The 26,748-nt window shown below is 52.4% G+C and carries 22 protein-coding genes; 4 read left to right on the forward strand and 18 right to left on the reverse strand.

Annotated features, from left to right (window positions below):
- Positions 1–7: 7 nt before the first annotated feature.
- The 16 genes from dnaE to rpsB form a co-directional block, all read right to left on the reverse strand.
- Complete coding sequence (gene dnaE / locus FDW98_RS05765; RefSeq protein WP_096758228.1) at positions 8–3,490, reverse strand: DNA polymerase III subunit alpha; 3,483 nt, start codon at positions 3,488–3,490, stop codon at positions 8–10.
- A 36-nt stretch (positions 3,491–3,526) separates the two neighbouring features.
- Positions 3,527–4,123 carry a ribonuclease HII gene (gene rnhB / locus FDW98_RS05770; protein ID WP_096758229.1) on the reverse strand — a complete coding sequence of 199 codons (597 nt, stop codon included), beginning with the start codon at positions 4,121–4,123 and terminating at the stop codon, positions 3,527–3,529.
- The gene (lpxB, locus tag FDW98_RS05775; protein ID WP_096758230.1) at positions 4,120–5,268 is read right to left on the reverse strand and encodes a lipid-A-disaccharide synthase; all 1,149 of its coding nucleotides are present in this window, start codon (positions 5,266–5,268) and stop codon (positions 4,120–4,122) included. The genes rnhB and lpxB overlap by 4 nt, the downstream gene beginning before the upstream one ends.
- Positions 5,268–6,056 carry an acyl-ACP--UDP-N-acetylglucosamine O-acyltransferase gene (gene lpxA, locus FDW98_RS05780; RefSeq protein WP_096758231.1) on the reverse strand — a complete coding sequence of 263 codons (789 nt, stop codon included), beginning with the start codon at positions 6,054–6,056 and terminating at the stop codon, positions 5,268–5,270. Before lpxA ends, lpxB begins: the two co-directional genes overlap by 1 nt.
- Positions 6,057–6,059: 3 nt before the next feature.
- Positions 6,060–6,515 (reverse strand): 3-hydroxyacyl-ACP dehydratase FabZ, encoded by a 456-nt coding sequence (fabZ, locus tag FDW98_RS05785; RefSeq protein WP_000210739.1) that lies wholly within the window; start codon positions 6,513–6,515, stop codon positions 6,060–6,062.
- Positions 6,516–6,618: 103 nt separating this feature from the next.
- A complete protein-coding gene (gene lpxD, locus FDW98_RS05790; protein ID WP_096758232.1) occupies positions 6,619–7,644 on the reverse strand; it encodes a UDP-3-O-(3-hydroxymyristoyl)glucosamine N-acyltransferase in 1,026 nt (341 codons plus the stop codon).
- A gap of 3 nt (positions 7,645–7,647) precedes the next feature.
- The gene (gene skp / locus FDW98_RS05795; protein WP_096758233.1) at positions 7,648–8,133 is read right to left on the reverse strand and encodes a molecular chaperone Skp; all 486 of its coding nucleotides are present in this window, start codon (positions 8,131–8,133) and stop codon (positions 7,648–7,650) included.
- 122 nt (positions 8,134–8,255) lie between these two features.
- Positions 8,256–10,673 (reverse strand): outer membrane protein assembly factor BamA, encoded by a 2,418-nt coding sequence (bamA, locus tag FDW98_RS05800; protein WP_137398780.1) that lies wholly within the window; start codon positions 10,671–10,673, stop codon positions 8,256–8,258.
- 29 nt (positions 10,674–10,702) lie between these two features.
- Complete coding sequence (rseP, locus tag FDW98_RS05805; RefSeq protein ID WP_096758235.1) at positions 10,703–12,055, reverse strand: sigma E protease regulator RseP; 1,353 nt, start codon at positions 12,053–12,055, stop codon at positions 10,703–10,705.
- Positions 12,056–12,066: 11 nt separating this feature from the next.
- Positions 12,067–12,924 (reverse strand): phosphatidate cytidylyltransferase, encoded by an 858-nt coding sequence (gene cdsA / locus FDW98_RS05810; RefSeq protein WP_096758236.1) that lies wholly within the window; start codon positions 12,922–12,924, stop codon positions 12,067–12,069.
- Positions 12,925–12,936: 12 nt separating this feature from the next.
- Positions 12,937–13,695 carry a (2E,6E)-farnesyl-diphosphate-specific ditrans,polycis-undecaprenyl-diphosphate synthase gene (gene ispU, locus FDW98_RS05815; RefSeq protein WP_096758237.1) on the reverse strand — a complete coding sequence of 253 codons (759 nt, stop codon included), beginning with the start codon at positions 13,693–13,695 and terminating at the stop codon, positions 12,937–12,939.
- A 185-nt stretch (positions 13,696–13,880) separates the two neighbouring features.
- Positions 13,881–15,080, reverse strand: coding sequence for a 1-deoxy-D-xylulose-5-phosphate reductoisomerase (gene ispC / locus FDW98_RS05820; protein ID WP_096758238.1), 1,200 nt, complete (start codon positions 15,078–15,080; stop codon positions 13,881–13,883).
- Between the two features lie 108 nt (positions 15,081–15,188).
- Complete coding sequence (gene frr, locus FDW98_RS05825; protein ID WP_096758239.1) at positions 15,189–15,746, reverse strand: ribosome recycling factor; 558 nt, start codon at positions 15,744–15,746, stop codon at positions 15,189–15,191.
- A gap of 139 nt (positions 15,747–15,885) precedes the next feature.
- On the reverse strand, positions 15,886–16,611 hold the full coding sequence (pyrH, locus tag FDW98_RS05830) for a UMP kinase (protein ID WP_096758240.1): 726 nt from the start codon (positions 16,609–16,611) through the stop codon (positions 15,886–15,888).
- A gap of 146 nt (positions 16,612–16,757) precedes the next feature.
- A complete protein-coding gene (tsf, locus tag FDW98_RS05835; RefSeq protein WP_096758241.1) occupies positions 16,758–17,609 on the reverse strand; it encodes a translation elongation factor Ts in 852 nt (283 codons plus the stop codon).
- Positions 17,610–17,743: 134 nt separating this feature from the next.
- Positions 17,744–18,469 (reverse strand): 30S ribosomal protein S2, encoded by a 726-nt coding sequence (gene rpsB / locus FDW98_RS05840; protein ID WP_016151758.1) that lies wholly within the window; start codon positions 18,467–18,469, stop codon positions 17,744–17,746.
- Between the two features lie 450 nt (positions 18,470–18,919).
- Between rpsB and map the strand changes: the two genes are divergently transcribed.
- The 4 genes from map to FDW98_RS05860 all read left to right on the forward strand — a co-directional run bounded on the left by map (position 18,920) and on the right by FDW98_RS05860 (position 23,842).
- The gene (map, locus tag FDW98_RS05845; protein WP_096758242.1) at positions 18,920–19,714 is read left to right on the forward strand and encodes a type I methionyl aminopeptidase; all 795 of its coding nucleotides are present in this window, start codon (positions 18,920–18,922) and stop codon (positions 19,712–19,714) included.
- A 103-nt stretch (positions 19,715–19,817) separates the two neighbouring features.
- Complete coding sequence (glnD, locus tag FDW98_RS05850) at positions 19,818–22,490, forward strand: bifunctional uridylyltransferase/uridylyl-removing protein GlnD (protein ID WP_096758243.1); 2,673 nt, start codon at positions 19,818–19,820, stop codon at positions 22,488–22,490.
- Positions 22,491–22,521: 31 nt separating this feature from the next.
- A complete protein-coding gene (gene dapD / locus FDW98_RS05855; RefSeq protein WP_096758244.1) occupies positions 22,522–23,346 on the forward strand; it encodes a 2,3,4,5-tetrahydropyridine-2,6-dicarboxylate N-succinyltransferase in 825 nt (274 codons plus the stop codon).
- Between the two features lie 109 nt (positions 23,347–23,455).
- Entirely contained in the window at positions 23,456–23,842 is a 387-nt protein-coding gene (locus tag FDW98_RS05860) for a DUF3461 family protein (protein ID WP_096758245.1), read from the forward strand.
- An 87-nt stretch (positions 23,843–23,929) separates the two neighbouring features.
- On the opposite strand, the gene cdaR is transcribed toward FDW98_RS05860, so the two are convergent.
- Together cdaR and degP are read right to left on the reverse strand one after the other, a co-directional pair.
- A complete protein-coding gene (cdaR, locus tag FDW98_RS05865) occupies positions 23,930–25,087 on the reverse strand; it encodes a DNA-binding transcriptional regulator CdaR (protein WP_096758246.1) in 1,158 nt (385 codons plus the stop codon).
- 150 nt (positions 25,088–25,237) lie between these two features.
- A complete protein-coding gene (degP, locus tag FDW98_RS05870; protein WP_096758247.1) occupies positions 25,238–26,671 on the reverse strand; it encodes a serine endoprotease DegP in 1,434 nt (477 codons plus the stop codon).
- Between the last annotated feature and the right edge of the window lie 77 nt (positions 26,672–26,748).

The raw sequence follows: 26,748 nt of genomic DNA on the forward strand, positions 1-26,748 counted from the left end.
TCCTGTATTAGTCAAACTCCAGTTCCACCTGCTCCGAACCAATAAGGCCACGGAGATCGTTCAGTAAACGATCGCTCGGAGAGACACGCCACGTTGCGCCAAAACGCAACCGCGCACGTGCATCCGCCCTCTGATAGTAGAGATGTACTGGAATTGTCCCCGAGCGGTGGGGTTCCAGAGACTGACGGAGTCGGTTTAAAAGCTGGTCATCAATTTGCCTGTCCGTCAGCGAGATAGCAAGCCCGCGAGCGTATTTTTCCCGGGCTTCGTCAATATCCATGACTTCACGGGCCATCATTTTAAGCCCACCGCTGAAGTCATCAAAGCTGACCTGTCCGCTGACGATAAGTATGCGGTCTTTTTCCAGCAAATGCTGGTATTTATCCAGGGCATCGGTAAATAACATCACTTCCAGACGCCCGGAACGGTCATCCAGCGTGCAGATGCCGATACGATTGCCGCGCTTGGTGACCATTACCCGCGCAGCAATGACGAGCCCCGCAGCCGTGGTAACTTTACCACGTTCTGTCGGATGCATGTCTTTCAGCCTGTGGCCTCCGACATAGCGCTCAATTTCTTTTAAATACTGGTTGATGGGGTGTCCCGTCAGGTAAAGCCCTAACGTTTCACGCTCACCATCTAATACCACCTGCTCCGGCCACGGCGTGCAGTTGGCATAGGATTGTTCAATTTGTTCCGGCTCTTCGGCCAGAACGCCAAACATATCGGCCTGACCGATGGCTTCGGCTTTTGCGTGCTGATCGGCGGCTTTAAGCGCGTCGTTCAGCGAATTCATCAGTGCGGCGCGATGCGGGCCAAGGCGGTCAAACGCCCCGGACATGATCAGTTTTTCCAGCACCCGGCGGTTTAGCTTTTTGATATCCGTACGGGCACAGAGATCGAACAGCTCGCGGAAATAGCCACCTTTGTTACGCGCTTCAATAATAGCTTCAATGGGACCTTCACCCACGCCTTTTATCGCGCCGATGCCATACACAATCTCGCCATCATCATTTACGTGGAAATGATACAGCCCGGAGTTGATATCCGGCGGCAGGATTTTCAGCCCCATACGCCAGCATTCATCCACCAGTCCGACCACTTTCTCAGTGTTATCCATATCGGCGGTCATTACCGCGGCCATAAACTCGGCGGGGTAATGCGTTTTCAACCATAGCGTCTGGTAAGACACCAGCGCATAGGCTGCGGAGTGCGATTTGTTAAACCCGTACCCGGCGAATTTCTCCACCAGGTCAAAGATTTTGATCGCCAGTTCACCGTCTACGCCGCGCTTTCTCGCCCCTTCTTCAAAGGTGCCGCGCTGCTTGGCCATTTCTTCCGGCTTTTTCTTACCCATCGCACGGCGCAGCATATCCGCGCCGCCAAGAGTATAACCAGACAGCTCCTGGGCAATCTGCATGACCTGTTCCTGATACAGGATAATGCCGTACGTCGGCTCCAGAACAGGTTTCAGGCACTCATGCTGCCATTGTACATCCGGGTAGGATATCTCTTCTCGCCCGTGCTTACGGTCGATAAAGTTATCTACCATTCCCGACTGCAGTGGGCCTGGGCGGAACAACGCCACCAGGGCTATCATATCTTCGAAGCAGTCAGGCTGCAGGCGTTTGATCAGATCCTTCATGCCGCGGGATTCAAGCTGGAAGACGGCGGTTGTCTCCGAGCGCTGCAGCATATCAAAACATTTTTTATCGTCGAGCGGGATGGCGGCGATATCAATCGGCTCCAGTCCCTGCTTGGCCCGACGCGGGTTGATCATTTTCAGCGCCCAGTCAATTATCGTCAGCGTACGCAGACCCAGGAAGTCAAACTTCACCAGCCCGGCGTATTCCACGTCGTTTTTATCAAACTGAGTGACAGGATGAAGACCTTCTTCATCACAATAGAGCGGAGCAAAGTCGGTAATTTTAGTGGGCGCAATAACCACGCCGCCCGCATGCTTACCGGCGTTACGCGTGACGCCTTCCAGCTTACGCGCCATGTCGATCAGCGCCCTGACCTCTTCGTCCGCTTCGTAGATTTCTGGCAGCTGCGGCTCTGCCTCAAAGGCTTTTGCCAGCGTCATCCCCGGATCGGGTGGCACCAGTTTAGAAATCCTGTCGACAAACCCGTACGGATGCCCCAGTACGCGGCCCACGTCGCGGATAACCGCTTTTGCTGCCATCGTACCGAAGGTAATAATCTGTGATACCGCGTCACGACCATACATTTCCGCCACATGTTCAATCACCTGGTCGCGTTTCTCCATACAGAAGTCAACGTCGAAGTCAGGCATCGAGACACGTTCCGGGTTAAGGAAACGTTCGAACAGCAGGTCAAATTCCAGCGGATCAAGATCGGTAATTTTTAGCGCATAGGCCACCAGCGAGCCGGCACCGGAACCACGGCCAGGTCCGACCGGCACGCCGTTGTCTTTCGACCACTGGATAAACTCCATGACGATCAGGAAGTAGCCCGGGAACCCCATCTGGTTGATAACCTGAAGTTCAATGTCCAGGCGTTCGTCGTAAGGTGGGCGCTTCTCTTTGCGTTCAGCTTCATCCGGGAACAAAAACGCCAGACGCTCTTCCAGACCTTCTTTCGATTTTTTAACCAGATAGTCTTCGGTGGTCATATCTCCGGTCGGGAACTGCGGCAGGAAGTATTCACCCAGACGCACCGTCACGTTACAGCGCTTGGCTATCTCGACGGTATTTTGCAGCGCTTCCGGAATGTCGGAAAACAGCTCGCACATCTCTTCTTCGCTGCGCATATACTGCTGCGGCGAATAGTTGCGCGGACGTTTCGGATCATCGAGTGTGAAACCATCATGGATCGCCACGCGGATCTCATGCGCGTCAAAATCTCCGGTTTCAAGGAAGCGAACATCGTTGGTCGCCACCACCGGCAGACCCCGCGTTTCGGCCAGCGCCACTGCGGCATGCAAATAATTCTCTTCGTCCTGCCTGCCGGTACGGATCAGTTCCAGAAAATAACAATCGGGGAAATGTTCTTCATAAAATGTGACGCACTCATCAACCAGCGCGCTGTTACCGCGTAGCAAGCTCCGTCCGACGTCGCCCATGCGACCACCGGAAAGTAAAATTAAGCCTTCTTTTAAATCAAGCAACCAGTCTCTGTCGATGACCGGTCCTTCGGATCCATAGCCACGTTGATAGGCTTTTGATATCAACAACGTCAGATTCTGATAGCCCGTATTATTGGCCGCCAGCACCGTTAGTTGCGTCAACTCGTCGCCAAACTGCTCGCTACGGACATGAAAATCAGCACCAACAATCGGTTTAATGCCCGCACCGTGACCCGCTCCGTAAAACTTCACCAGACCACACAGGTTGGTAAAATCGGTGATCGCCAGTGCAGGCATGCCCAACGCGGCCGCCTTTTTCACCAGCGGCCCCGTTTTTGCCAACCCATCAATCATGGAGTAGTCGCTGTGCACCCGCAGGTGGACGAAACGTGGTTCAGACATCTTCAGATTCCGGTTTACTTATTCTTGCCACAAGAATCAGGACGTGAGTCCCAGTGCGCGTTTAACAGGGCCAAAGCTGCGACGGTGGTGTTCTGTCGCGCCATGCTCTATAAGCGCCGCCAGATGAAAAGCAGTTGGGTAGCCTTTGTGCTGCGCAAAGCCGTACTGCGGGAAAACCGTATCCAGCGTCGCCATCTCCGCATCGCGGGTGACTTTCGCCAAAATAGACGCTGCGCTGATTTCCGCCACGCGACTGTCTCCTTTCACCACCGCCATCGACGGCATCGGCAATACCGGGCAACGATTACCGTCAATCAGCACGTATTCAGGTGTAATGTGCAAACCGGCCACCGCGCGCTGCATGGCCAGCATGGTGGCATGCAGAATATTCAGCTCGTCGATTTCATGCGTTTCCGCCCGTCCCAGGCTCCAGCTTAACGCTTTTTCTTTGATTTCATCGTAAAGCGCCAGACGACGCTTTTCAGAGAGTTTTTTGGAGTCGTTCAGACCGACTATCGGACGCGCTGGATCAAGAATAACAGCAGCTGTCACCACAGCCCCGACCAAAGGGCCTCGTCCTACTTCATCCACACCCGCCACTAAATGCGTATGTGGATAAACAAATTCAATCATTGTGCTAACTCCAGGACTGCATCCGCCGCCTGCTCATCGGCATTACAACGGATCTGCTGGTGCAGGTCGCGGAACGTATCGTGCATCGCATGGCTGGTTTTGCCATTCGCCAGCAACGGCTGCAGCGCTTTCGCCAACGCCTGCGGTTCGCATTCATCCTGCAACAGCTCTTTGACTAATTCTCTTCCCGCCAGCAGGTTCGGCAACGAAACATAATCGGTTTTCACCAGACGTTTCGCCAGCCAGAACGTGAAGGGTTTCATACGGTAGCCGACAACCATCGGGCACTTCGCCAACATACACTCCAGCGCTGCCGTGCCTGAAGCCAGCAGCGCTGCATCGCTGGCAACCATCGCTTCGCGTCCCATCCCATCAAGCAGATGTACGGAAAGTTCCGGTGCTACCTCAGCTTTAATGCGCTCAAACTGTTCTCGTCGTTTGGCATTCACCAGCGGCACGACCACTTCGAGATCGGGATACTGCTGGCGTAGCAACTGTGCTGTTTTCAGAAAATCAGCGCTAAGCATCTCCACTTCAGCGCCCCGGCTTCCTGGCAATAGTGCCAGGCAGTGCGCATCATGGGGAATACCCAGCACGTCGCGAGCCGCGTTTTTATCCGGATCCAACGGCATGGCGTCCGCCATGGTGTGGCCGATAAAGCGGCACGGGACATTAAATTTGTCATAAAACGCTTTTTCGAAAGGCAGAAAGGCCAGCACCATATTGGTGGATCTGCCTATTTTGAAAACACGTTTCTGTCGCCATGCCCATACGGAAGGGCTGACGTAATGAATGGTTTTAATGCCCTGTTTTTTCAAGTTCCCTTCAAGGGTAATATTAAAATCAGGTGCATCAATGCCAACGAAAACGTCCGGCTTGAGATCGGTAAAACGACGAGTCAGATCGGCGCGAATATGCAGTAAACGGCGCAGGCGTCCGAGCACTTCAACAATGCCCATCACCGCCAACTCTTCCATTTCGTACCAGGCTTCACAGCCTTCGGCCTGCATCAGCGGACCTGCCACGCCAACAAAACGGGCATTGGGTACACGCGCCTTGAGTGCGCGAATTAATCCTGCACCAAGAATATCGCCGGAGGTTTCTCCGGCGACGAGGGCAATCGTTAATGGACGCTGCTCAGTCATTAACGAATCAGGCCACGCGTTGAGCGTTCAAAGAAATCACTGAAAGCCTGAACATCCGGGTACTGCTTCGCCAGCTCGGCGATTTCCGGCTTCACTTCTTCCAGAGTTTTACCACTGCGATACAACGCTTTATAGGCGTTACGGATCGCGGTAATCGCTTCACGGGTGAACCCGCGACGCTTCAGACCTTCGATGTTGACGCCAAATGGCGTGGCATGATTACCTTGGGCGATAACGTACGGTGGAACGTCCTGAGCAACACCAGAACAACCACCAACCATCACATGTGCGCCGATGATGCAGAACTGATGCACTGCCGTCATCCCGCCGATGATAACGAAATCATCCAACGAAACGTGTCCGGCAAGCGTGGCGTTATTCGCCAGAATACAGCGATTACCAATCGTACAATCATGCGCAACGTGCGCGTTGATCATCAGTAAGTTATCGCTGCCCACCTTCGTCAACCCACCGCCTTGCACTGTGCCACGATGAATGGTGACGCTTTCGCGGATGCGGTTGCGATCGCCAATTTCCACGCGGGTCGGTTCACCAGCATACTTCAGATCCTGGTTTACTTCGCCGATGGAGGCAAACTGATAGATCTCGTTATCGCGACCAATTTTAGTATGGCCATTAACGACAACATGAGACTTCAGTACGGTACCCTCACCAATTTCAACGTGGGGTCCAACAATACAAAAAGGTCCAATGTGGGCATTGGCACCAATACTGGCGCCCTCTTCCACAATGGCGGTCGGGTGAATAAAGGCGGATTTATCAATCACGTATTAGGCCTCCCGGCTACGGGCACACATCATCGTTGCTTCGCACACAACTTTACCGTCAACCAGTGCAACCCCTTTAAAACGGGTCAGGCCACGGCGCGTTTTCTCGAAAGTGACTTCCATGATCATCTGATCGCCAGGTACGACAGGACGCTTGAAGCGTGCTTCATCGATACCAGCGAAATAATACAGCTCGCCTGGCTCCAGTTTTCCTACGCTTTTAAACGCCAGAATACCCGTTGCCTGGGCCATTGCTTCCAGAATCAGCACGCCAGGGAAAATCGGTTTACCCGGGAAGTGGCCCTGGAAGAAAGGCTCGTTAACGGATACATTTTTCACTGCGCGCAGAAAACGACCTTCTTCAAAATCCAGCACACGATCAACCAGCAAAAACGGAAAACGGTGCGGCAGAAGTTCTAAAATCTCTTCAATTTGCAGAGTATGAGTGTTAGTAGTCAAAATACTCTTCCTGTCAAAATATACTAAAAGGCAATAATAACACGGCCTGTCGCAATCGTATGAATGGGACAGGCCGAAAAGTCAGACGTGCAAAAAAGGTGCTTTAGTCTTGTTGATTAACCTTGCGCTCAATCGCTTTGAGGCGCTTGCTCATATCATCAATATTCATCACCAGTGCAGCTGTTTTACGCCATACCTTGTTGGGCTGTAGCGGAATGCCTGAGGAATAGACGCCTGGTTCGGTGATAGGACGCATCACCATACCCATACCAGTGACCGTGACTTTGTCGCATATTTCCATATGCCCATTGATCACACTGGCGCCGCCAATCATGCAGTAACGGCCAATCTTCAGGCTGCCCGCCATAATGACGCCACCGGCTACCGCCGTATTGTCGCCAATCACAACGTTATGCGCAATCTGGCACTGGTTATCAATGATAACACCATTGCCGATCACGGTATCGTCCAGAGCGCCACGATCGATGGTCGTGCAAGCGCCGATCTCGACACGGTCGCCAATAATTACGCGACCAAGCTGTGGGATCTTCACCCAATTACCACGATCGTTCGCATAGCCAAAGCCGTCTGATCCGACAACGGTGCTGGACTGGATCAGGCAATGTTTACCGATCTGGATATCGTGATAAATCGTCACATTCGCCCACAAGCGTGAACCTGCGCCGATTTTTGTGTTTTTTCCGACGAAACAGCCTGCGCCGATAACCACGTTATCGCCCAGTTCTACGCCAGACTCGATGACCGCATTTGCGCCAAGAGAGACATTGCTACCCAGCTTTGCCGTCGCATCAATCACTGCACTGGGTGCAATGTTCTGTGCCGGTTGAGGCGTGGTATCTAAAATTTGCGCCATTCGTGCATAGGTCAGGTAGGGGTTCTTCACTACCAGCGCAGCACTCTTAGCAAAAGGAAGATCGTCCTGCGTCATCACAACAGCAGAAGCCTGGCACAGGCTTAAATGCTCACGGTACTTAGGATTCACCATGAACGTAATATTGCCAGTTTGCGCAGATTGCATGGACGCTACGCCGGTGATGACGATATCGCCATCACCGTGTAATTCTGCATCCAACTGCTCTGCTAAATCAGCCAGTCGAATTGAAGGCATTACTTATTTAACCTGTTTCAGTACGTCAGCGGTGATGTCTTTAACATCGCTGCTGTTGTAAGCAACGGTGTTTGCGTCAACGACCAGATCGATGCTCTGGCTGCTAGCGACAGATTTCACGGCTGTCTGGATACGCGTAACCAGTTTGCCACGTTCTTCGTTGGAACGACGTGCACGATCCTGCTCAAAAGCTTGCGCTTTCTGAGAGAAAGTCTGGCGCTGAGCCATAACGTCTTTTTCCAGCTTAGTACGATCGCTACCTGCTTTCATGGATTGCAGACGCTGCATTTTAGATTGCAGATCGGATTCCATGCGCTGCAGTTCGCTGGCGCGGCCTTTGAACTCGTTTTCCAGCGTGCTGGATACACCAGTCTTCTGTGCAACCTGTTGGAACAGGCTACCCATATTGACGATTGCAATTTTGTCAGCAGCCTGTGCGGACGTTGCCATCGCTAAACCGAGACCTGCAGCTAATAACCACTTTTTCACAATAAACTCCTTACCATCCCATTTGCACCCGAAGGTACAGTTCTTTGCGTGGCCAGGCGACCCCATTCAGGATCGTCTAAAGTCATCGCTACACTACCACTACATTCCTTTGCGCAGAACAGTTACCAGGTTTTACCAATGTTAAACTGGAACTGCTCTGCTTTGTCTCCATCGTACTTTTTGAACGGCTGGGCGTAGGAGAAGACCAACGGCCCCAATGGGGACATCCATTGTAACGCGATACCCGCAGACATACGGATATTGCTCGGATCGCTGTAATCTGGCACACCGATAGCTCGGGTGTCGGCAGTATCCTGCCAGTTTGTATCCCAAACGGTACCCATATCCCAGAAGAAGGACGTACGGACCGAGTTGGCATACTTGTCGCTAATAAACGGCGTTGGGGTAATAAATTCCAGGCTGGCGACAGCCATGGCGTTACCACCGACTGCATCATCTGATTTACAGTCTTTACCGTCAGTGTTAGTACACTCTTCGTAGTCACCAGGATCTCCGGCGTAAGCCCCGGATTTATAGATCGCTTTCGGACCGATGGTATTCGACTGGAAACCACGCACGGTGCTCGAACCGCCTGCATAGAAGTTCTCGTAGAACGGCATCTCTTTACTGCCAATACCGTCTCCGTAACCCAACTTGGTACGACCCAGAACAACCCATTTATGGTCGTCATCGATCGGCACATAGGTCGCGGTATCCAACGTCGCTTTGTAGTATTCGTTATCCGAGCCAGGAATAGTAACCTTACCATTCAGGTTGACACGCGAGCCTTCGGTAGGGAAGTACCCACGGTCCAGCTTGTTGTACGTCCAACCATAGTTAAAGGTGAAATCATCAGCGGCAAAGCTGTTGGTATTACTTTCACCCATTGACTCAAGATAACGGTCCATCGCTACCTGCGGCTGCATGTTGGACAGTTTGTTATGTACATAACCTAAGCCCGCACGCAGCGTGTTGTATTCGTTGACCGGGAAACCTAACGTGACGTCTGTACCGTAACTTTTGTTGGTATAGTCAGACAGGTCTGCATCATCCGCTTCAAAGTCGTTATAGAAGACGCGGCCGCCAAGGCTCACACCATCCACGGTGAAGTACGGGTTGGTCACAGACAATTCAGTATAGGTCTGGTAATCGTTCTTGGTGCCGTTAATACCGACAGAATACCCGGTGCCTAACCAGTTATCCTGCTGAACGCCCGCCTGGAAGCTCACGCCGCTCTCGGTACCGTAACCGACGCCGAAGTTAAAGCTACCGGTGTTACGTTCTTTCACCTTGTAGACCACATCAACCTGATCAGGGCTGCCCGGAATACGCTGAGTATCTGTGTCGACGGTTTCGAAATAGCCCAGACGGTTCAGACGCTCTTTACCCTGATCGACCAGATCGCTACCCAGCCAGGCTCCTTCCATCTGGCGCATTTCACGACGCAGGACGGAGTCTTTAGAGGTATCGTTACCTTCAAAGCGGATCTTACGCACGTAGAAACGGTTACCCGCATCCACGTTTACACGCAATTTAACCGTCTTGTCAGCATCGTTGATTTCAGGCTGCGACTGTACGCGCGGGTAGGCATAACCATAGCGCCCCAGAAGCTTCTTGATATCATCTTCCATTTTGGTCACTTTGGTGCCGTTATAGAGTTCACCCGGTTCGATTTTCGTCAGGGTCTCAATTTCGGCAGAGTGTCCGGCCAGGTTACCACTCATCTGTACCCCAGAAAGCTTGTACTGCTCGCCTTCTGTGATGTTGACGGTGATATAGATACCTTTCTTATCCGGCGTCAGGCTGACCTGCGTAGAGTCGATATTGAAACGAGCATAGCCGCGATCCAGATAGTAACTACGCAGGGTTTCAAGGTCGCCCGCCAGTTTCTGTTTCTGGTATTTACGATCGCCCACCACGTTCCACCACGGCACTTCGTCGCGCAGTTGGAAGTGAGAGATCAACTCGTCGGTTGTAAAGGCATGGTTACCGACGATATTTATCTGTTGGATCTTCGCCGAGACACCTTCCTGGAACACCAGTTTGAGGTCAACGCGGTTACGCGGCAACGGCGTCACCACCGCTTTCACACTGGCGCTGTACTTACCGACGCTATAGTAGAAATCTTCCAGGCCTTTTTCGATATCGGCAATCGTGGTGCGATCGAGAGACTCGCCAACACGCACGCCAGACGCCTCGAGGTTTTGCTTCAGCATGTCATCTTTTACCGATTTGTTACCGGAGAAAGTGATGCTGGCAATTGTCGGACGTTCTTTTACCTGAACCAGAAGGGTATCACCATCGCGCAGGACGCGGACATCCTCAAAGTTACCGGTGGCAAACAGAGCACGAATGGTATTACTGATATCTTCATCATTAACCGTGTCGCCTGTGCGCACCGGCATACTGAGGAGAGCCGCACCAACGGCGACTCGCTGTAGGCCTTCGAAATGAATGTCCTTCACGACGAACCCTTCAGCACCGTATACGGTGGCGCTGCTAAACAGCAGCGACGCTATGAGCAACTTTTTCATCGCCATCGTTATTATGCGTTCTTCCTAACACTCTCTTACAACCGAGAGAAATCATTGAAAAGTGCAAGCCCCATTAACAACACTAGCAAAATCGAGCCAATGCGATAACTAAAGTCTTGAACCCGCTCGGATACCGGACCGCCCTTCAGCTTTTCAATCGCCAGGAACAGCAGATGCCCCCCGTCAAGAACGGGCAACGGAAACAGGTTAATTATCCCTAAGTTCACGCTGATAAGCGCAAGGAACATCAGGTAATAAATTCCCCCGAACTCCGCTGACATCCCAGCCCCCTGGGCGATAGAAATCGGCCCACTGAGGTTGTTCAGTTTCACATCACCGGTAATCAATTTTCCCAGCATACTGACCGTCAACTTCATCAACTGCCACGTTTTATCCGAGGCTTCGAGGATGGCGCCGAATGGTCCATACTGGCGTACAGTCTTATACTCATCAGGCAGAGGAATAATTTTAGGCACGACACCCGCAAATCCCTCTTCCTGACCGTTACCCGGTTTTGAGTCCGGAGTTAACGTCAAAGACAAGGAACTCCCCTGCCTTTCAATTTCTAGCGCTAACGGCTTATTCGGATTATCACGCACCAGCGTCACGAACGTCATCCATTGCGTGAGCGGCTGACCATTGACTTTAACGATCCTGTCGCCAGCTTGCAAACCCGCCTTACTTGCTGCGGAGTTAACCTGTACTTCTGACAGCACCGGTTCAATCTGCGGACCGCGTGGACGAATCCCTAAACTCGTAACGGGATCCTGTTTGTCTGGCTCAAATGCCCATTGGCGCAAATCCAGCGTTTTGTCCTGTCGCTGGTTGCTGCCAAACGGCGCCACGCTAAGAATGGTCTGCTCATCGCCAATTTTAGCGACCAGCTGCAGTCTCACGGTATCCCAATCAGGGGTTTCGATACCATCAACCGCTTTTAGTTCCGTACCTGGCTGAATTTGCGCCTGTGCGGCAATCGAGTTGGGTGTTATTTCACCCACAACCGGACGAACACCAGGGACGCCGATGATAAACACCAGCCAGTAAGCAAAAATAGCGAAAAGGAAGTTTGCAATCGGACCTGCGGCAATAATGGCCGCACGCTGCCCAACCGTTTTGTTGTTGAACGCGTGGTGGCGCAGTTCCGGCACCACCGGTTCTGCACGCTCATCCAGCATTTTGACGTAGCCGCCGAGAGGGATCAGGGCGATGACGTATTCGGTGCCCAATCTATCAGTGCGCCGCCACAGCGCCTTTCCAAAACCAATGGAAAAACGCTCAACGCGAACACCACAGCGCCGGGCAACCCAGAAATGACCAAATTCATGCACGGTGATAAGCACACCGAGTGCGACGATGAATGCAGCCAGATTCCAGAGAATACTCAGCATAAGACCATCCGTTAAAGCGTCCTGAAAACCAGTAACAGCAAGCAAGCAAAGACCGGTACCGCAGCCGTCAGACTATCAATACGATCCAAAATGCCGCCGTGCCCTGGAATTAAGTGACCACTGTCCTTAATACCTGCTTCACGCTTAAACATACTCTCAGTCAAGTCACCCAGCACCGAGGCCAGGACCGCAACAATAGAGCAAATGAGCAAGGTGACAGGCGCGACATCAAGATTCGCCCACATACCATAACCCCATGAGATCACGGCCGCAGTGGCGAGCCCGCCAATAAAACCTTGCCAGGTTTTACCCGGAGATACCTTCGGCGCCAGTTTATGTTTACCAAATAACTTGCCAAACATATACGCACCGGAATCCGCACCCCAGACGAGGATCATGACATACAGCAGCCATACTGCGCCACTATAATGATTCTCATCATAATGCCAGGCACGTAGTGCCAGCATTCCCCAAAAGAAAGGGACAATGGTTAAGATGCCGAAAATGATGCGTAATATCTTTGAATTACGCCATACAGTCGCCGAACCTGGGTAAAATAACACCAACAATAGTGCAACGCCCCACCAGCCCAACGACGCCCAAAGCGACACTTCGACCAGCGGCTGATGAATATTATGATGATATTCAGGCAGTAAAAACAGCATCAGTGCCAGCAAAAGCCCGCACAGAACCGCCAGCCAGACTCGCTGCGTGCGAGTGGTGAAACCGCTAAACTGTCCCCATTCCCACGCGGCTAACATACACACAACTAGCGTAACAATGGCGAACCCCACCGGCGGCAATAAAAACAGCGCCGCGATGACAACGGGTATTAAAACAAAAGCAGAAATCAGGCGATACTTCAGCAAAAGCGACCCCCATCAGGCTTTTTCATCACCGGGTTCGGTCCCGCCGAAACGGCGCTCTCGATTAGCAAAGGCATGCAGCGCACCTTCAAAGTCTTGTTCATCGAAATCAGGCCAGAGAACATCCGTAAAGTAAAGTTCAGCATAGGCAATTTGCCACAGCAAAAAATTACTGATGCGATGCTCTCCCCCAGTCCTTATCACTAAATCCACAGGAGCCAGCTCATGCATACAAACTTGCTGACCAAGCATTTCTTCGTCAATTTGCTCAGGGCGCAACAGACCGTCTTGCACCTGTTGCGCCAGTTGCCTGACTCCCTGGACAATGTCCCAGCGTCCGCCGTAATTCGCAGCAATATTCAGCGTTAACCCCGTATTCTGGGCGGTAAGCGCTTCCGACTTGCGGATCCGTTCTTGCAAACGTGAGTTAAATCGACTGATATCCCCGATAATACGCAGACGAACGTTATGGCGATGCAGGTTTTTCACTTCACTATCAAGCGCCCACACGAATAATTCCATTAACGCGCTCACTTCCTGCGCAGGTCGGTTCCAGTTCTCACTGCTAAAGGCATACAGCGTTAACGCATCAATACCGTTATTGGCAGCAAAAGAGACAGCCCGGCGGACGGATTTTGCTCCGGCCTTATGCCCAAAGGCACGAATCTTCCCTTGCTTTTTCGCCCAGCGGCCATTGCCATCCATAATAATGGCCACATGGCGACAGCCATGTGCTGGCAAATTTTCGCTTAATGGTTGAGTTGCAGACAACATAACGCGTTTTTAGTCCCTGAAAGGATTTAACGGTACTCAGGAATACTGAAGCCTCTACACAAAAAAGCCGTGTCAAACCACGGCTTACTCGATCGAAAAAATGCCAATACCTGCGATCGGGTGGCGCAGACTATATCACTGAAGCCCAACGCTAACAAATAGCACGATCCCCTGTAGAGGGATTATCATCGGCTTGAGAGTCGCATCACTTGTTTTCTGGCGACGTCCCGTGCAACAGCATCAACCCTCAACACGTCATCAACGTTCTGGGGTTCCTGCAAATCCATCTTATCCAGTACGGATAAATTGAGCTCGGCAATATCGGTAAATCGAATGTGTTGCGCCAGAAATGCGGCAACGGTAATTTCATTCGCAGCGTTCAGCGCGGTAGTCGCCGCTTGCCCTTGCTCAAACGCATCCATCGCCAGTTTCAGGCACGGATAGCGTTGGTAATCCGGTGCGGAAAACGTCAACGCACTCAGTTTGCAAAAGTCGACAGGTTTCACGCCAGATGTGACACGTTCCGGCCATGCCATGGTATGGGCAATAGGCGTGCGCATATCAGGCTCACCCAGCTGTGCCAGAACGCTACCATCCTGATAACGAACCATCGAATGAATCACCGACTGCGGATGAATCAGTACTTCCATCTGGCTTGCACTGGCATTGAACAACCAGCGCGCTTCAATGTATTCCAGACCTTTATTCATCATAGTGGCAGAATCGACGGAGATTTTTCGTCCCATCGACCAGTTCGGATGACGGCATGCTTGATCGGGGGTCATTGACACCAGATCGTGCAATGGCGTTTCACGGAAAGGGCCACCAGACCCGGTAAGCAGAATGGACATGACGCCATTTTGCTCAAGGTCAGCGTATCCCAGATTGTGCTGAATAGGTTGGGGTAAACTCTGAAAAATCGCGTTATGTTCGCTATCTACCGGCAAAAGCTGCGCTTTGTGGCGCTGCACATCATCCATAAACAAACGACCGCAGGTCACCAGCGACTCTTTATTCGCCAGTAAAATGCTTTTGCCTGCACGGATTGCTGAAAGCGTTGGCAGCAGCCCCGCCGCGCCGACAATCGCGGCCATCACCTGATCGACATCATCCAGCGCAGCCATCTCACAGGCCGCCTGTTGTCCGCTCATCACCTCGGTACGACTTCCCTGCTCCAGCAGAGCCGCTTTCACCTGCGCAGCGCTTGTTTCATCATCCATCACCGCATAGCGGGGAGAGAACTCAAGGCACTGCTCGACCATACGGGCAACATTTTTACCCGCGACCAGCGCAGTAACACGAAACGTTTCCGGGTTATGGCGTACGACATCCAGCGTACTGCAACCAATAGAGCCAGTTGAGCCGAGAATGGTTAATTGCTTCATCAGACATCCTGAAGAATTTTACCCTTTAGGGAATAGACAGAAAAAAGCAAAACGCCGCCATCCAGCCTTTGCAGACCTTCTGAGCGGCGTTTTAAGCGTACAGGCGAATCAGAACTGCATCAGTTCCGCTTCTTTCTCTGCCAGCGCCGCATCCACTTTCTTGATAGCAGCGTCAGTCAGTTTCTGCACGTCGTCCTGAGAACGGCGATCGTCATCTTCGCTGATCTCTTTATCTTTCAACAACGCTTTCACTTTGTCGTTAGCATCACGACGAACGTTACGCACGGCAACGCGCGCACCTTCTGCTTCACCTCGTACGATCTTGGTCAGATCCTTACGACGTTCTTCAGTCAGCGGCGGCAGCGGAACGCGGATGTCAGTACCCGCAGAACTTGGGTTCAGACCAAGGTCAGAAGCCATAATCGCTTTCTCAATGGCCGGGCCCATAGAACGGTCAAATACGTTGATTTTCAGAGTACGGGAATCTTCAACCGTTACGCTTGCCAGCTGACGCAGCGGAGTTGGCGTGCCGTAATATTCCACGATAATGCCATCCAGCAGGCTGGGAGAAGCACGACCCGTGCGAATTTTGCTGATTTGATTTTTGAATGCTTCGACGCATTTGTCCATGCGTATTTCAGCATCTTTTCTGATTTCGTTGATCACGTTACGAATCCTTGAAAGCTTGTTTCAGTCAGACCATATCCACCACGCAAGATGCGACAAGTATAGTCTTGATTAATTTTGAGGGACGTATCCCGCGACATTAAAGCAGAATATTACCTGCATTTAGCCGCAACGGGAATTATTCCGTGATTAACGTCCCTTCTTTTTCACCCATCACCACACGGCGCAGCGCACCCGGTTTGTTCATGTTGAAGACACGAATAGGCAATTTGTGGTCACGAGCCAGCGTGAACGCCGCCAGATCCATCACTTTCAGTTCTTTATCCAGAACTTCAGTATAGGTCAGCTGTTCGTACATGGTCGCGGTTGGATCTTGCGCCGGATCTGCGGTAAATACGCCGTCAACTTTGGTGGCTTTCAGCACGACATCAGCTTCAATTTCAATACCGCGCAGGCAGGCTGCAGAGTCTGTCGTGAAGAACGGGTTGCCGGTACCGGCCGCCAGGATAACAACACGGTTGTTGCGCAGCAGGCTGATAGCTTCCGCCCAGCTGTAGTTATCGCACACACCGTTCAAAGGAATTGCGGACATCAGGCGAGCGTTCACATAGGCGCGGTGAAGCGCATCGCGCATTGCCAGACCGTTCATTACGGTGGCCAACATGCCCATGTGGTCGCCCACAACGCGGTTCATTCCCGCTTTCGCCAGACCAGCACCACGGAACAGGTTACCGCCACCAATCACTACGCCAACCTGAATACCCAGCTCAACCAATTCTTTGATTTCCTGAGCCATACGGTCAAGTATGCTTGCATCAATACCGAAGCCTTCTGAACCTTGCAGCGCTTCGCCACTTAACTTAAGCAGAATACGTTTGTAGACGGGTTTTGCATTGGTAGCCATGTTTCTTTCCTGAGACTGTCAACGAATGAGATGAGTTAATACCAGCGACATTGTATGTCGCTTTTCAACGTAGCCACTATAGCGGTTCGCTGAATTTACAAGCCAGACACAAAAAGAAGCCGCCCTCAGGCGGCTCCTTTAAAAAATTAAGACTGCTTGGACATCGCAGCAACTTCTGCTGCAAAGTCAGTCTCAACTTTCTCGATGCCTTCACCCACTTCAAAGCGGATGAAGCCTGTTACGTCAGCATTATGCTCTTTCAGCAGCTGAGCAACAGATTTGCTCGGATCCATAACGAAAGGCTGACCCGTCAGAGAAACTTCGCCGGTGAATTTCTTCATGCGGCCTTCAACCATTTTCTCTGCGATTTCTTTCGGCTTACCAGACTGCATCGCGATATCCAGCTGAACCTGGTATTCTTTCTCTACCACTTCAGCAGATACGTCTTCTGGCTTAACGAATTCAGGCTTGCTTGCAGCAATGTGCATTGCCAGCTGTTTAACCAGCTCTTCGTCTGCGCCTTTAGCCGCAACCAGAACACCGATACGCGCACCGTGCTGGTATGAACCCAGTACGTCGCCTTCGATAGAAGCAACACGACGGATGTTGATGTTCTCACCGATTTTAGCAACCAGCGCAACACGTTCTTCTTCGAACTGTGCTTTCAGAACGTCAACGTCAGTGATTTTGCCCGCGATTGCAGCATCCAGAACTTTGTCTGCAAATGCCTGGAAACCACCATCTTTAGCAACGAAGTCAGTCTGGCAGTTAACTTCCAGAATGATGCCGTAGTTGCCGTCGATTTTGGTTTTGATCACGCCGTCAGCAGCAACGTTGCCTGCTTTTTTCGCCGCTTTGATCGCACCAGATTTACGCATGTTTTCGATTGCCAGCTCGATGTCGCCATTAGCTTCAGTCAGTGCTTTTTTGCAATCCATCATGCCTGCGCCGGTACGCTCACGCAGCTCTTTTACCAGGGATGCGGTAATTTCAGCCATTCTAAAATCCTCGGAAGATTTGATCTGCCCGGCGTCAAACCGCACAGATTTAAAAGTGAAAAAGGGGCCTAAAGGGCCCCTAACCAAACGTGATACAACCTGGTTTATAAGGGGGCTCTAACGAGCGTGCCTTATTATTCAGCTTCTACGAAGCTTTCTTCCGCCTGGGAAGCCAGATCCTGAGAACGGCCTTCACGAACGGTAGTAGCTACAGCGCCCAGGTACAGGGTCACAGCACGGATTGCGTCGTCGTTACCCGGGATAACGAAGTCAACACCGTCCGGATCAGAGTTGGTATCAACGATTGCAAATACCGGGATACCCAGGTTGTTTGCTTCTTTGATAGCAATGTGCTCGTGGTCAGCATCGATTACGAACAGAGCGTCCGGCAGACCGCCCATGTCTTTGATACCGCCCAGGCTGTTTTCCAGTTTCTCAAGCTCACGGGTGCGCATCAGCGCTTCTTTCTTGGTCAGCTTTTCGAAAGTACCGTCCTGAGACTGAGTTTCCAGATCTTTCAGACGTTTGATGGACTGACGAACGGTTTTCCAGTTAGTCAGCATGCCGCCCAACCAGCGATGGTTCACGAAGAACTGGTCGCAGTTGTTAGCAGCTTCTTTCACCGCTTCGCTTGCAGCGCGTTTAGTACCAACGAAAAGGATTTTACCTTTACGAGCAGAGATCTTGTTCAGTTCAGCCAGAGCTTCGTTGAACATCGGTACAGTTTTCTCAAGGTTGATGATGTGAACTTTGTTACGCGCACCGAAGATGAAAGGCTTCATTTTCGGGTTCCAGTAACGGGTCTGGTGACCGAAGTGAACACCAGCCTTGAGCATGTCGCGCATGGAAACAGTTGCCATGATTAAAACCTCTATATATAAAAGTTGGGGTTAAGCCTCCACGCATCCCATATTACCGACCCCAAAGGGCACCCCGGAATATGTGTCGATACGTGTGTGTTGTTACACAAAGTGAGATTTGTCGCTCCCGTCCATCGTGTGTAGTCTTCGAATGGATCGGAAGTCCGGCGCGCTTTATACCACAAATACGCCATAGACACCAATAATAGTTGGCGTTCTGTGCTGCATTGAACGATGAATTTCGTGTTACAGGCAGGCGGCAAATTTTTGAATCCCCAGGAGCTTACGGCCAGTAATTGACTGGGGTGAAAAAATTTAGCCAACGCACCTGTGGCACGAAAGGCGAAGTTCAGAATGATTCTCAATTTGGCAGGGTACACCCCTGACTGATACCATTGGCAGCACTTACACAATTATTGTCGAAATCATCGACACTGATGGACAGAATTTATGGCTATCTCAATCAAGACCCCTGAAGAAATCGAAAAAATGCGCGTCGCTGGTCGTCTGGCCGCCGAAGTGCTGGAAATGATCGAACCGTTTATCAAACCGGGCGTCAGCACCGGCGAATTGGATCGTATCTGCAATGACTACATCGTGAACGAGCAGCAGGCGATCTCCGCGTGCCTGGGTTATCACGGTTATCCGAAATCCGTCTGCATCTCCATCAATGAAGTGGTATGCCACGGGATCCCGGACGACGCCAAGCACCTGAAAGACGGCGATATCGTCAATATCGACGTTACCGTGATTAAAGACGAGTTCCACGGTGACACCTCCAAAATGTTTATCGTCGGCAAGCCGACGATTCTGGGCGAGCGTCTGTGCCGCGTCACACAGGAAAGCCTGTATCTGGCGCTGCGGATGATAAAACCGGGTATTCGTCTGCGCACGCTGGGCGCAGCCATTCAGAAATACGCGGAAGGCGAAGGCTTCTCTGTGGTACGCGAATACTGCGGCCACGGCATCGGTCGCGGCTTCCATGAAGAACCTCAGGTTCTGCATTACGATGCAGACGATGGCGGCGTAGTGCTGCAACCGGGCATGACCTTCACCGTTGAACCGATGCTCAACGCCGGTGATTATCGTATCCGCACCATGAAAGACGGCTGGACGGTAAAAACCAAAGACCGTAGCTTGTCTGCACAGTACGAGCATACTATTGTGGTGACGGAAAACGGTTGTGAAATTCTGACGTTACGCAAGGATGACACTATCCCGGCGGTCATCACACACGGCGAATAATGTTTTGCCTGATGGCGCTGTCGCTTATCAGGCCTACAAATAGCACTCTCCCGTAGGCCGGATAAGCGTAAGCGTCATCCGGCTTTTTTATGGGTGGCGCACAATGAATACTCTTCCTGAACAACACGCAAATACTGCCCTCCCCACCCTGCCGGGCCAACCGCAAAACCCGGGAACCTGGCCTCAGCACGATCTCAACTGTAGCGGCATTAAAACGCATATCGATTCATTTCAGAACTGGTTAGGTGAAGCCTTTGACAGTGGTATTTCCGCAGAGCAGTTGATCGAAGCGCGCACCGAGTTTATTGACCAACTGCTGCAACGCCTGTGGATTGAAGCCGGTTTCGGTCAAATTGCCGATCTGGCGCTGGTCGCCGTCGGCGGCTATGGGCGTGGCGAACTGCACCCGCTTTCCGATATCGACCTGCTGATCCTGAGTCGTAAAAAACTGCCTGATGCGCAGGCCGAGAAGGTCGGCGAACTGCTAACGCTGTTGTGGGATGTGAGACTGGAGGTGGGGCACAGCGTGCGTACGCTGGAAGAGTGTCTGCTGGAAGGCCTGTCCGATTTAACCGTCGCCACTAACCTGATTGAAACACGCCTGCTGATTGGCGACGTGGCGCTGTTTCTTGAGCTACAAAAACATATTTTTAGCGAAGGCTTCTGGCCCTCCGATAAATTTTACGCCGCCAAAGTGGAAGAGCAGAACCTGCGCCACCAGCGCTATCACGGCACCAGCTACAATCTGGAACCGGATATCAAAAGCAGCCCCGGCGGCCTGCGCGATATCCACACCCTCCAGTGGGTCGCCCGCCGCCACTTTGGCGCCACGTCGCTGGATGAGATGGTTGGATTCGGCTTCTTGACGCTGGCGGAACGTGCAGAACTGAATGAGTGTCTGCACATCCTCTGGCGCATTCGCTTCGCACTGCATCTGGAAGTCACGCGTTACGATAACCGTCTACTGTTTGACCGTCAGCTTAGCGTCGCGCAACGGCTACACTACGGCGGTGAAGGCAACGAGCCTATCGAACGGATGATGAAAGACTATTTTCGCGTCACGCGCAGGGTCAGTGAGCTGAACCACATGCTGCTACAGCTGTTTGATGAGGCCATCCTCGCTCTATCCGCAGATGAAAAGCCGCGCCCGATCGATGACGACTTTCAGCTACGCGGCACGTTGATTGATTTGCGTAACGACGATCTGTTTATCCGCGAACCGGAAGCCATTCTGCGGATGTTTTACACCATGGTGCGCAATAGCGCGATCACCGGGATTTACTCCACTACGCTGCGCCATTTGCGCCATGCCCGCCGCCATCTGACACAACCGCTGTGCTACATCCCGGAAGCGCGTTCGCTGTTTCTCAGCATGTTACGCCATCCGGGGGCGGTGAGCCGTGGCCTGCTGCCGATGCATCGTCACAGTGTGCTGTGGGCCTATATGCCGCAGTGGTCGCACATTGTCGGCCAAATGCAGTTTGACCTGTTTCATGCCTATACGGTGGATGAACACACGATTCGCGTGATGCTAAAGCTGGAAAGCTTTGCCAAAGAAGAGACCCGTCAGCGTCACCCGCTGTGTGTCGATCTCTGGCCGCGTCTGCGTCAGCCGGAGCTGATTCTGATTGCCGCGCTGTTCCACGATATCGCCAAAGGTCGCGGCGGCGACCACTCGATTCTCGGTGCTCAGGATGTCCTCAAGTTTGCCGAACTGCACGGGCTGAATTCCCGCGAAACACAGCTGGTCGCCTGGCTGGTCCGCCAGCATCTGCTGATGTCGGTTACCGCCCAGCGCCGCGATATTCAGGACCCCGAAGTCATCAAGCAGTTCGCCGAAGAAGTGCAAACGGAACACCGCCTGCGCTTCCTGGTATGCCTGACGGTGGCGGACATTTGCGCCACCAACGAAACGCTGTGGAACAGCTGGAAACAAAGCCTGTTGCGCGAGCTGTACTTCGCTACCGAAAAACAGCTACGTCGCGGCATGCAAAACACACCGGATATGCGCGAACGCGTGCGTCATCACCAGCTGCAGGCGCTGGCGCTGCTGCGCATGGACAACATTGATGAAGAAGCGCTGCACCATATCTGGTCGCGCTGTCGCGCCAACTATTTCGTGCGCCACAGCCCAAATCAGCTAGCCTGGCATGCTCGCCACCTACTGCAGCACGACATGAGCAAGCCGCTGATCTTACTCAGCCCACAGGCCACGCGCGGCGGAACGGAGATTTTCATCTGGAGTCCGGACCGTCCCTATCTGTTTGCCGCGGTTTGCGCCGAACTGGATCGGCGAAACCTTAGCGTCCACGATGCGCAAATTTTCACCACTCGCGATAACATGGCGATGGATACATTTATCGTGCTGGAGCCGGACGGCAGTCCGCTGTCGTCAGACCGCCACGACGCCATCCGTTCAGGGCTGGAGCAGGCGATCACCCAACGCAGTTGGCAGCCACCACAACCGCGCCGCCAACCAGCAAAACTACGTCACTTTACCGTCGAGACCGAGGTGACTTTTCTACCGACCCATACCGACCGAAAATCATTCCTCGAGCTTATCGCGCTCGACCAGCCCGGCCTGCTGGCGCGGGTCGGACAGATTTTTGCCGATCTGGGAATTTCGCTGCATGGCGCCCGAATTACAACCATTGGCGAGCGAGTAGAAGATTTATTCATAATCGCAACGGCCGACCGGCGTGCCCTTAATAATGCGCTGCAGCAGGAAGTACATCAACGGTTGACAGAGGCCCTCAATCCAAACGATAAAGGGTGATGTGTTTATTTATTATGGAAAGAGTTTAACAATGCAGCAGTTACAGAACGTTATTGAGTTCGCTTTCGAGCGCCGCGCCGAAATTACTCCGGCAAATGTAGATACCGTAACCCGTGAAGCGGTAAATCAGGTTATTTCTCTGCTGGATTCCGGTGCGCTGCGTGTTGCAGAAAAGATTGAGGGTCAGTGGGTCACACATCAGTGGCTGAAGAAAGCGGTACTGCTCTCTTTTCGTATTAACGACAACCAGGTTATCGATGGCGCAGAAAGCCGCTATTTCGATAAAGTCCCGATGAAATTCGCCAACTACGACGAAGCGCGCTTCCAGAAAGAAGGCTTCCGCGTAGTTCCCCCTGCTGCCGTGCGCCAGGGTGCCTATATCGCACGTAACACCGTCCTGATGCCGTCTTACGTCAACATCGGTGCTTACGTTGATGAAGGCTCCATGGTGGATACCTGGGCAACCGTCGGCTCATGTGCGCAAATCGGTAAAAACGTTCACCTGTCCGGTGGCGTTGGTATCGGTGGCGTGCTGGAACCGTTACAGGCGAACCCAACCATCATCGAAGACAACTGCTTCATTGGCGCGCGTTCTGAAGTGGTAGAAGGCGTGATCGTCGAAGAAGGCTCCGTTATCTCCATGGGCGTATACCTGGGCCAGAGCACCAAAATCTACGACCGCGAAACCGGCGAAGTTTTCTATGGCCGCGTTCCGGCGGGTTCGGTTGTGGTATCGGGAAATCTGCCGTCGAAAGACGGTAAGTACAGCCTGTACTGCGCGGTAATCGTCAAGAAAGTCGACGCCAAAACGCGTGGCAAAGTCGGAATTAACGAGCTGTTGCGTACCATCGACTAACGGCAATTTGAAAAAGCGGGCTTAGCCCGCTTTTTTTACATCTGCGAGTGGCATAAACAAGGCTTTTCGTTAATTATTCAATGGTTATAGTGAGCTTAAGGGTACCGCTATGTATGACAATCTGAAAAGTCTGGGCATTACCAATCCTGAAGAGATCGATCGTTACAGCCTGCGGCAAGAAGCCAACAACGATATCCTGAAAATCTATTTCCAGAAGGATAAAGGCGAGTTTTTTGCCAAGAGCGTTAAGTTTAAGTATCCCCGTCAGCGTAAAACCGTGGTTGCCGATGGCATAGGTCAGGGTTACAAAGAGGTGCAGGAGATCAGCCCGAACCTGCGCTATGTGATTGATGAACTGGATCAGATCTGCCAGCGCGATCGCAGTGAAGTCGATCTCAAACGCAAGATCCTCGATGACTTACGACATCTGGAAAGCGTCGTCACCAACAAGATCAGCGAAATTGAATCCGATCTGGAAAAACTGACGCGTAAATAACCGTGGGTGGATGTATTCGTAGGCCGGGTAAGGCGAAACCGCCACCCGGCATTTTGCCTGATAAGCGTAGCGCCATCAGGCAATCAATCAATGCTGTTCATCCAGCTGTAACGCCACATACAGCAATAACCTGTCGTCGAAATTTCCCAAATCCAACCCGGTAAGCTCAGAGATACGATTCAGACGATATTCCAGCGTATTGCGGTGGATAAACAACGCTTTTGACGTCGCCAGCGGCTGCACGTTATGGCGAAACCATGCCGCTAACGTCCGACGCAGTAACCCATTATTATCCATTGCTTTTAGCCGTACCAGCGGACGCGCCAGCTCGTTGGCCTGCCAGCCGCCGCGCAGGCTGTCCAGTAACACCGGCAGCATCAAATCCTGATAGAAATAGCTGCGGCTTTCCGGCATACGCTGCTTACCGACCATCATCGTCGTCCGCGCCGTGCGGTAAGAACGAGCAATGCTGCCTGGTCCAGTAAAGAAGTTACCCAGCGACACGCGAAAACGCAGCTGTCCGTTCTCTTTCATGCGAGCGATAAGCTGCTCTACGCGCTTGCGGTGATCTTCCGCATCCCAACGGCCAAACTGATTAAGAGCGGGTTTCAGCACCACCATCTCGGTCAGTGACACAATCGCAATCAGGTTGTTACGCTCTGGCGTGGTCAATGCATTCTGTAGCTGCTGCAGTTCTGCCATCGCGCTGTCAACGCCCAGTTGGCCGCTATCGACTTCCAGCACCGCTACCACGCGCGGCTGGTTCAAATCAATGCCTAAACGCTGTGCCCATTCCATCAGCGCGGGCGTATTTTCCTCCGCCTGAATCAGGTTCATGACCAGCTCTTCACGCAGACGGCTGTCCTGCGCCAGCAGGTGCATCAGACGCGACTGCTCCAGCATCATTTCGGCGGTCATACACACCAGCTCGCCGTATTTGCGCAGATGCTCCGGCTCGCCGGTTAAGCCAATGACGCCAACAATTTCACCTTCGAGTCGTAGCGGCAGGTTTATCCCCTGTCGTACGCCATGCAAATGCTTCGCGACCGCATCGTCAATGTCTACCACCCGGCCCTGTGAAAGCACCAGCAGTGCACCTTCGTGCAATTCACCAATACGCTCGCGATCGCCGCTACCAATGATCCGCCCACGGGCATCCATTACGTTGATATTGGTATCGATGATGCGCATCGTGCGCGCCACAATATCCTGCGCCATTTTGGTATCAAGATGCCAGCCAGCCATAAACCCCTCCTGTGAGCAATGCTCAGCATAAGGAAGATAATAATCGGCGGCATTGTGCAGATGCACAAACTGAAGGAGAGAAGTATGGAGTTGTGGGAGGGTTCACAAAAAGAAACCCCTCCCCGCTGCCGGGAAGGGGTTTAGAGAGGCTTACTGCATCAACAGATAGATGGAGCTGTCACCACGCTGAATATTCAGCGCCAGAACAGCCGGTTTGCTGTCGAGGATTTTGCGCAGTTCGGCAATGTTTTTCACCGGCTGCTGGTTAGCTCCGATAATCACATCCCCTTTCTTCAGGCCAATCATCGCTGCCGGCGTTTTTGGTTTTACATCGCTGACCACGACACCTTTGTCCTGGCCTTTGTTGCTCATATCCGCCCCTTCAATACCTTTGAAGATGGAGCTGGAATCAACCTGAGTCTGGCTGCTCTGCTGCAGTTCCAGATTCACCGTCACAGGTTTACCGTCACGCAGCAGACCAAGGCTGATTTTGCTGCCTACCGGCATCGTACCCACCTGCGCACGCAGCGCGGCGAAGCTGCTGATCGGCTTACCGTTCAGCGAGGTAATCACGTCACCCGCTTTAATCCCGGCTTTCGATGCGGAAGAGTTCGGCATCACCTGGCTAACGAATGCCCCACGCTGGGCATCCACTTTCATTGCTTTCGCCAGCTCAGAGCTCAGCTCAGTGCCCATAATACCCAACTCACCGCGTTTCACCTGACCGAACTCCACCATCTGAGAGGTCAGGTTTTTCACCATGTTGCTTGGGATAGCAAAACCGATACCGATATTGCCACCGTCCGGCGCGAGGATCGCGGTGTTAATACCGATCAGCTCACCGTTCAGGTTGACCAGTGCGCCACCGGAGTTACCACGGTTGATCGCCGCATCGGTCTGGATAAAGTTTTCATAGTTTTCTGCGTTCAGGCCGCTACGACCCAGTGCAGAAACAATACCGGAGGTCACCGTTTCACCGAGTCCAAACGGGTTACCAATCGCCACGGTATAATCACCCACACGCAGCGCATCGGAGTCTGCCAACTTGATTGCAGTCAGGTTCTTCGGATCCTGAATCTGAATCAGCGCAATGTCAGAACGCGGGTCTTTGCCGACCATCTTCGCGTCAAATTTACGTCCGTCGCTCAGTTGGACTTTAATCACTGTGGCGTTATCCACCACGTGGTTGTTAGTCACAACATAACCTTTTGCAGCATCGATAATCACGCCGGAACCCAGCGCCATAAATTTCTGCTGCTGACCGCCGCCATTACCCGCGCCCGGTGCGCCTTCCTGACAGAATGGGGAACTCTGGAACGGAGAACCGTCCTGGCAGAACGGGGAGTTATCCCCAAAGAACTGCTGGAAATTACGCGGCATACGCGGCGTATTCACCGTCGTGCTCCCCTCGACATTAATACTCACCACCGATGGCATCACTTTTTCGAGCATCGGGGCCAGACTTGGCATCTGTTGAGCCGTGGTTGCTGAAGACGCAGTCTCAGCCGCCGTTGCAGACAGAGGGGACAACGCCAAACCTAAACTCAGAGCCAGTGCACTCATTGCTAATGTGGTTTTTTTCATGTGTTTCATTCTCGATTAACTGATAACGCAAAATTGCTGTATACGTCAGAGTCGTTTTATCGCGCTAAGTTCCGGAA

It is taken from the genome of Citrobacter sp. wls711 (assembly GCF_005281055.1).
Lineage (GTDB): Bacteria > Pseudomonadota > Gammaproteobacteria > Enterobacterales > Enterobacteriaceae > Citrobacter > Citrobacter gillenii.

What these genes read in the sequence shown, in the direction of transcription:
- map (WP_096758242.1), top strand. Translation starts at nt 18,920, where the DNA reads ATGGCTATCTCAATCAAGACCCCTGAAGAAATCGAAAAAATGCGCGTC.
- tsf (WP_096758241.1), bottom strand. Translation starts at nt 17,609, where the DNA reads ATGGCTGAAATTACCGCATCCCTGGTAAAAGAGCTGCGTGAGCGTACC.
- ispC (WP_096758238.1), bottom strand. Translation starts at nt 15,080, where the DNA reads ATGAAGCAATTAACCATTCTCGGCTCAACTGGCTCTATTGGTTGCAGT.
- rseP (WP_096758235.1), bottom strand. Translation starts at nt 12,055, where the DNA reads ATGCTGAGTATTCTCTGGAATCTGGCTGCATTCATCGTCGCACTCGGT.
- dnaE (WP_096758228.1), bottom strand. Translation starts at nt 3,490, where the DNA reads ATGTCTGAACCACGTTTCGTCCACCTGCGGGTGCACAGCGACTACTCC.
- lpxB (WP_096758230.1), bottom strand. Translation starts at nt 5,268, where the DNA reads ATGACTGAGCAGCGTCCATTAACGATTGCCCTCGTCGCCGGAGAAACC.
- dapD (WP_096758244.1), top strand. Translation starts at nt 22,522, where the DNA reads ATGCAGCAGTTACAGAACGTTATTGAGTTCGCTTTCGAGCGCCGCGCC.
- cdaR (WP_096758246.1), bottom strand. Translation starts at nt 25,087, where the DNA reads ATGGCTGGCTGGCATCTTGATACCAAAATGGCGCAGGATATTGTGGCG.
- rnhB (WP_096758229.1), bottom strand. Translation starts at nt 4,123, where the DNA reads ATGATTGAATTTGTTTATCCACATACGCATTTAGTGGCGGGTGTGGAT.
- pyrH (WP_096758240.1), bottom strand. Translation starts at nt 16,611, where the DNA reads ATGGCTACCAATGCAAAACCCGTCTACAAACGTATTCTGCTTAAGTTA.
- degP (WP_096758247.1), bottom strand. Translation starts at nt 26,671, where the DNA reads ATGAAAAAAACCACATTAGCAATGAGTGCACTGGCTCTGAGTTTAGGT.
- lpxD (WP_096758232.1), bottom strand. Translation starts at nt 7,644, where the DNA reads ATGCCTTCAATTCGACTGGCTGATTTAGCAGAGCAGTTGGATGCAGAA.
- rpsB (WP_016151758.1), bottom strand. Translation starts at nt 18,469, where the DNA reads ATGGCAACTGTTTCCATGCGCGACATGCTCAAGGCTGGTGTTCACTTC.
- ispU (WP_096758237.1), bottom strand. Translation starts at nt 13,695, where the DNA reads ATGTTGTCTGCAACTCAACCATTAAGCGAAAATTTGCCAGCACATGGC.
- bamA (WP_137398780.1), bottom strand. Translation starts at nt 10,673, where the DNA reads ATGGCGATGAAAAAGTTGCTCATAGCGTCGCTGCTGTTTAGCAGCGCC.
- FDW98_RS05860 (WP_096758245.1), top strand. Translation starts at nt 23,456, where the DNA reads ATGTATGACAATCTGAAAAGTCTGGGCATTACCAATCCTGAAGAGATC.
- glnD (WP_096758243.1), top strand. Translation starts at nt 19,818, where the DNA reads ATGAATACTCTTCCTGAACAACACGCAAATACTGCCCTCCCCACCCTG.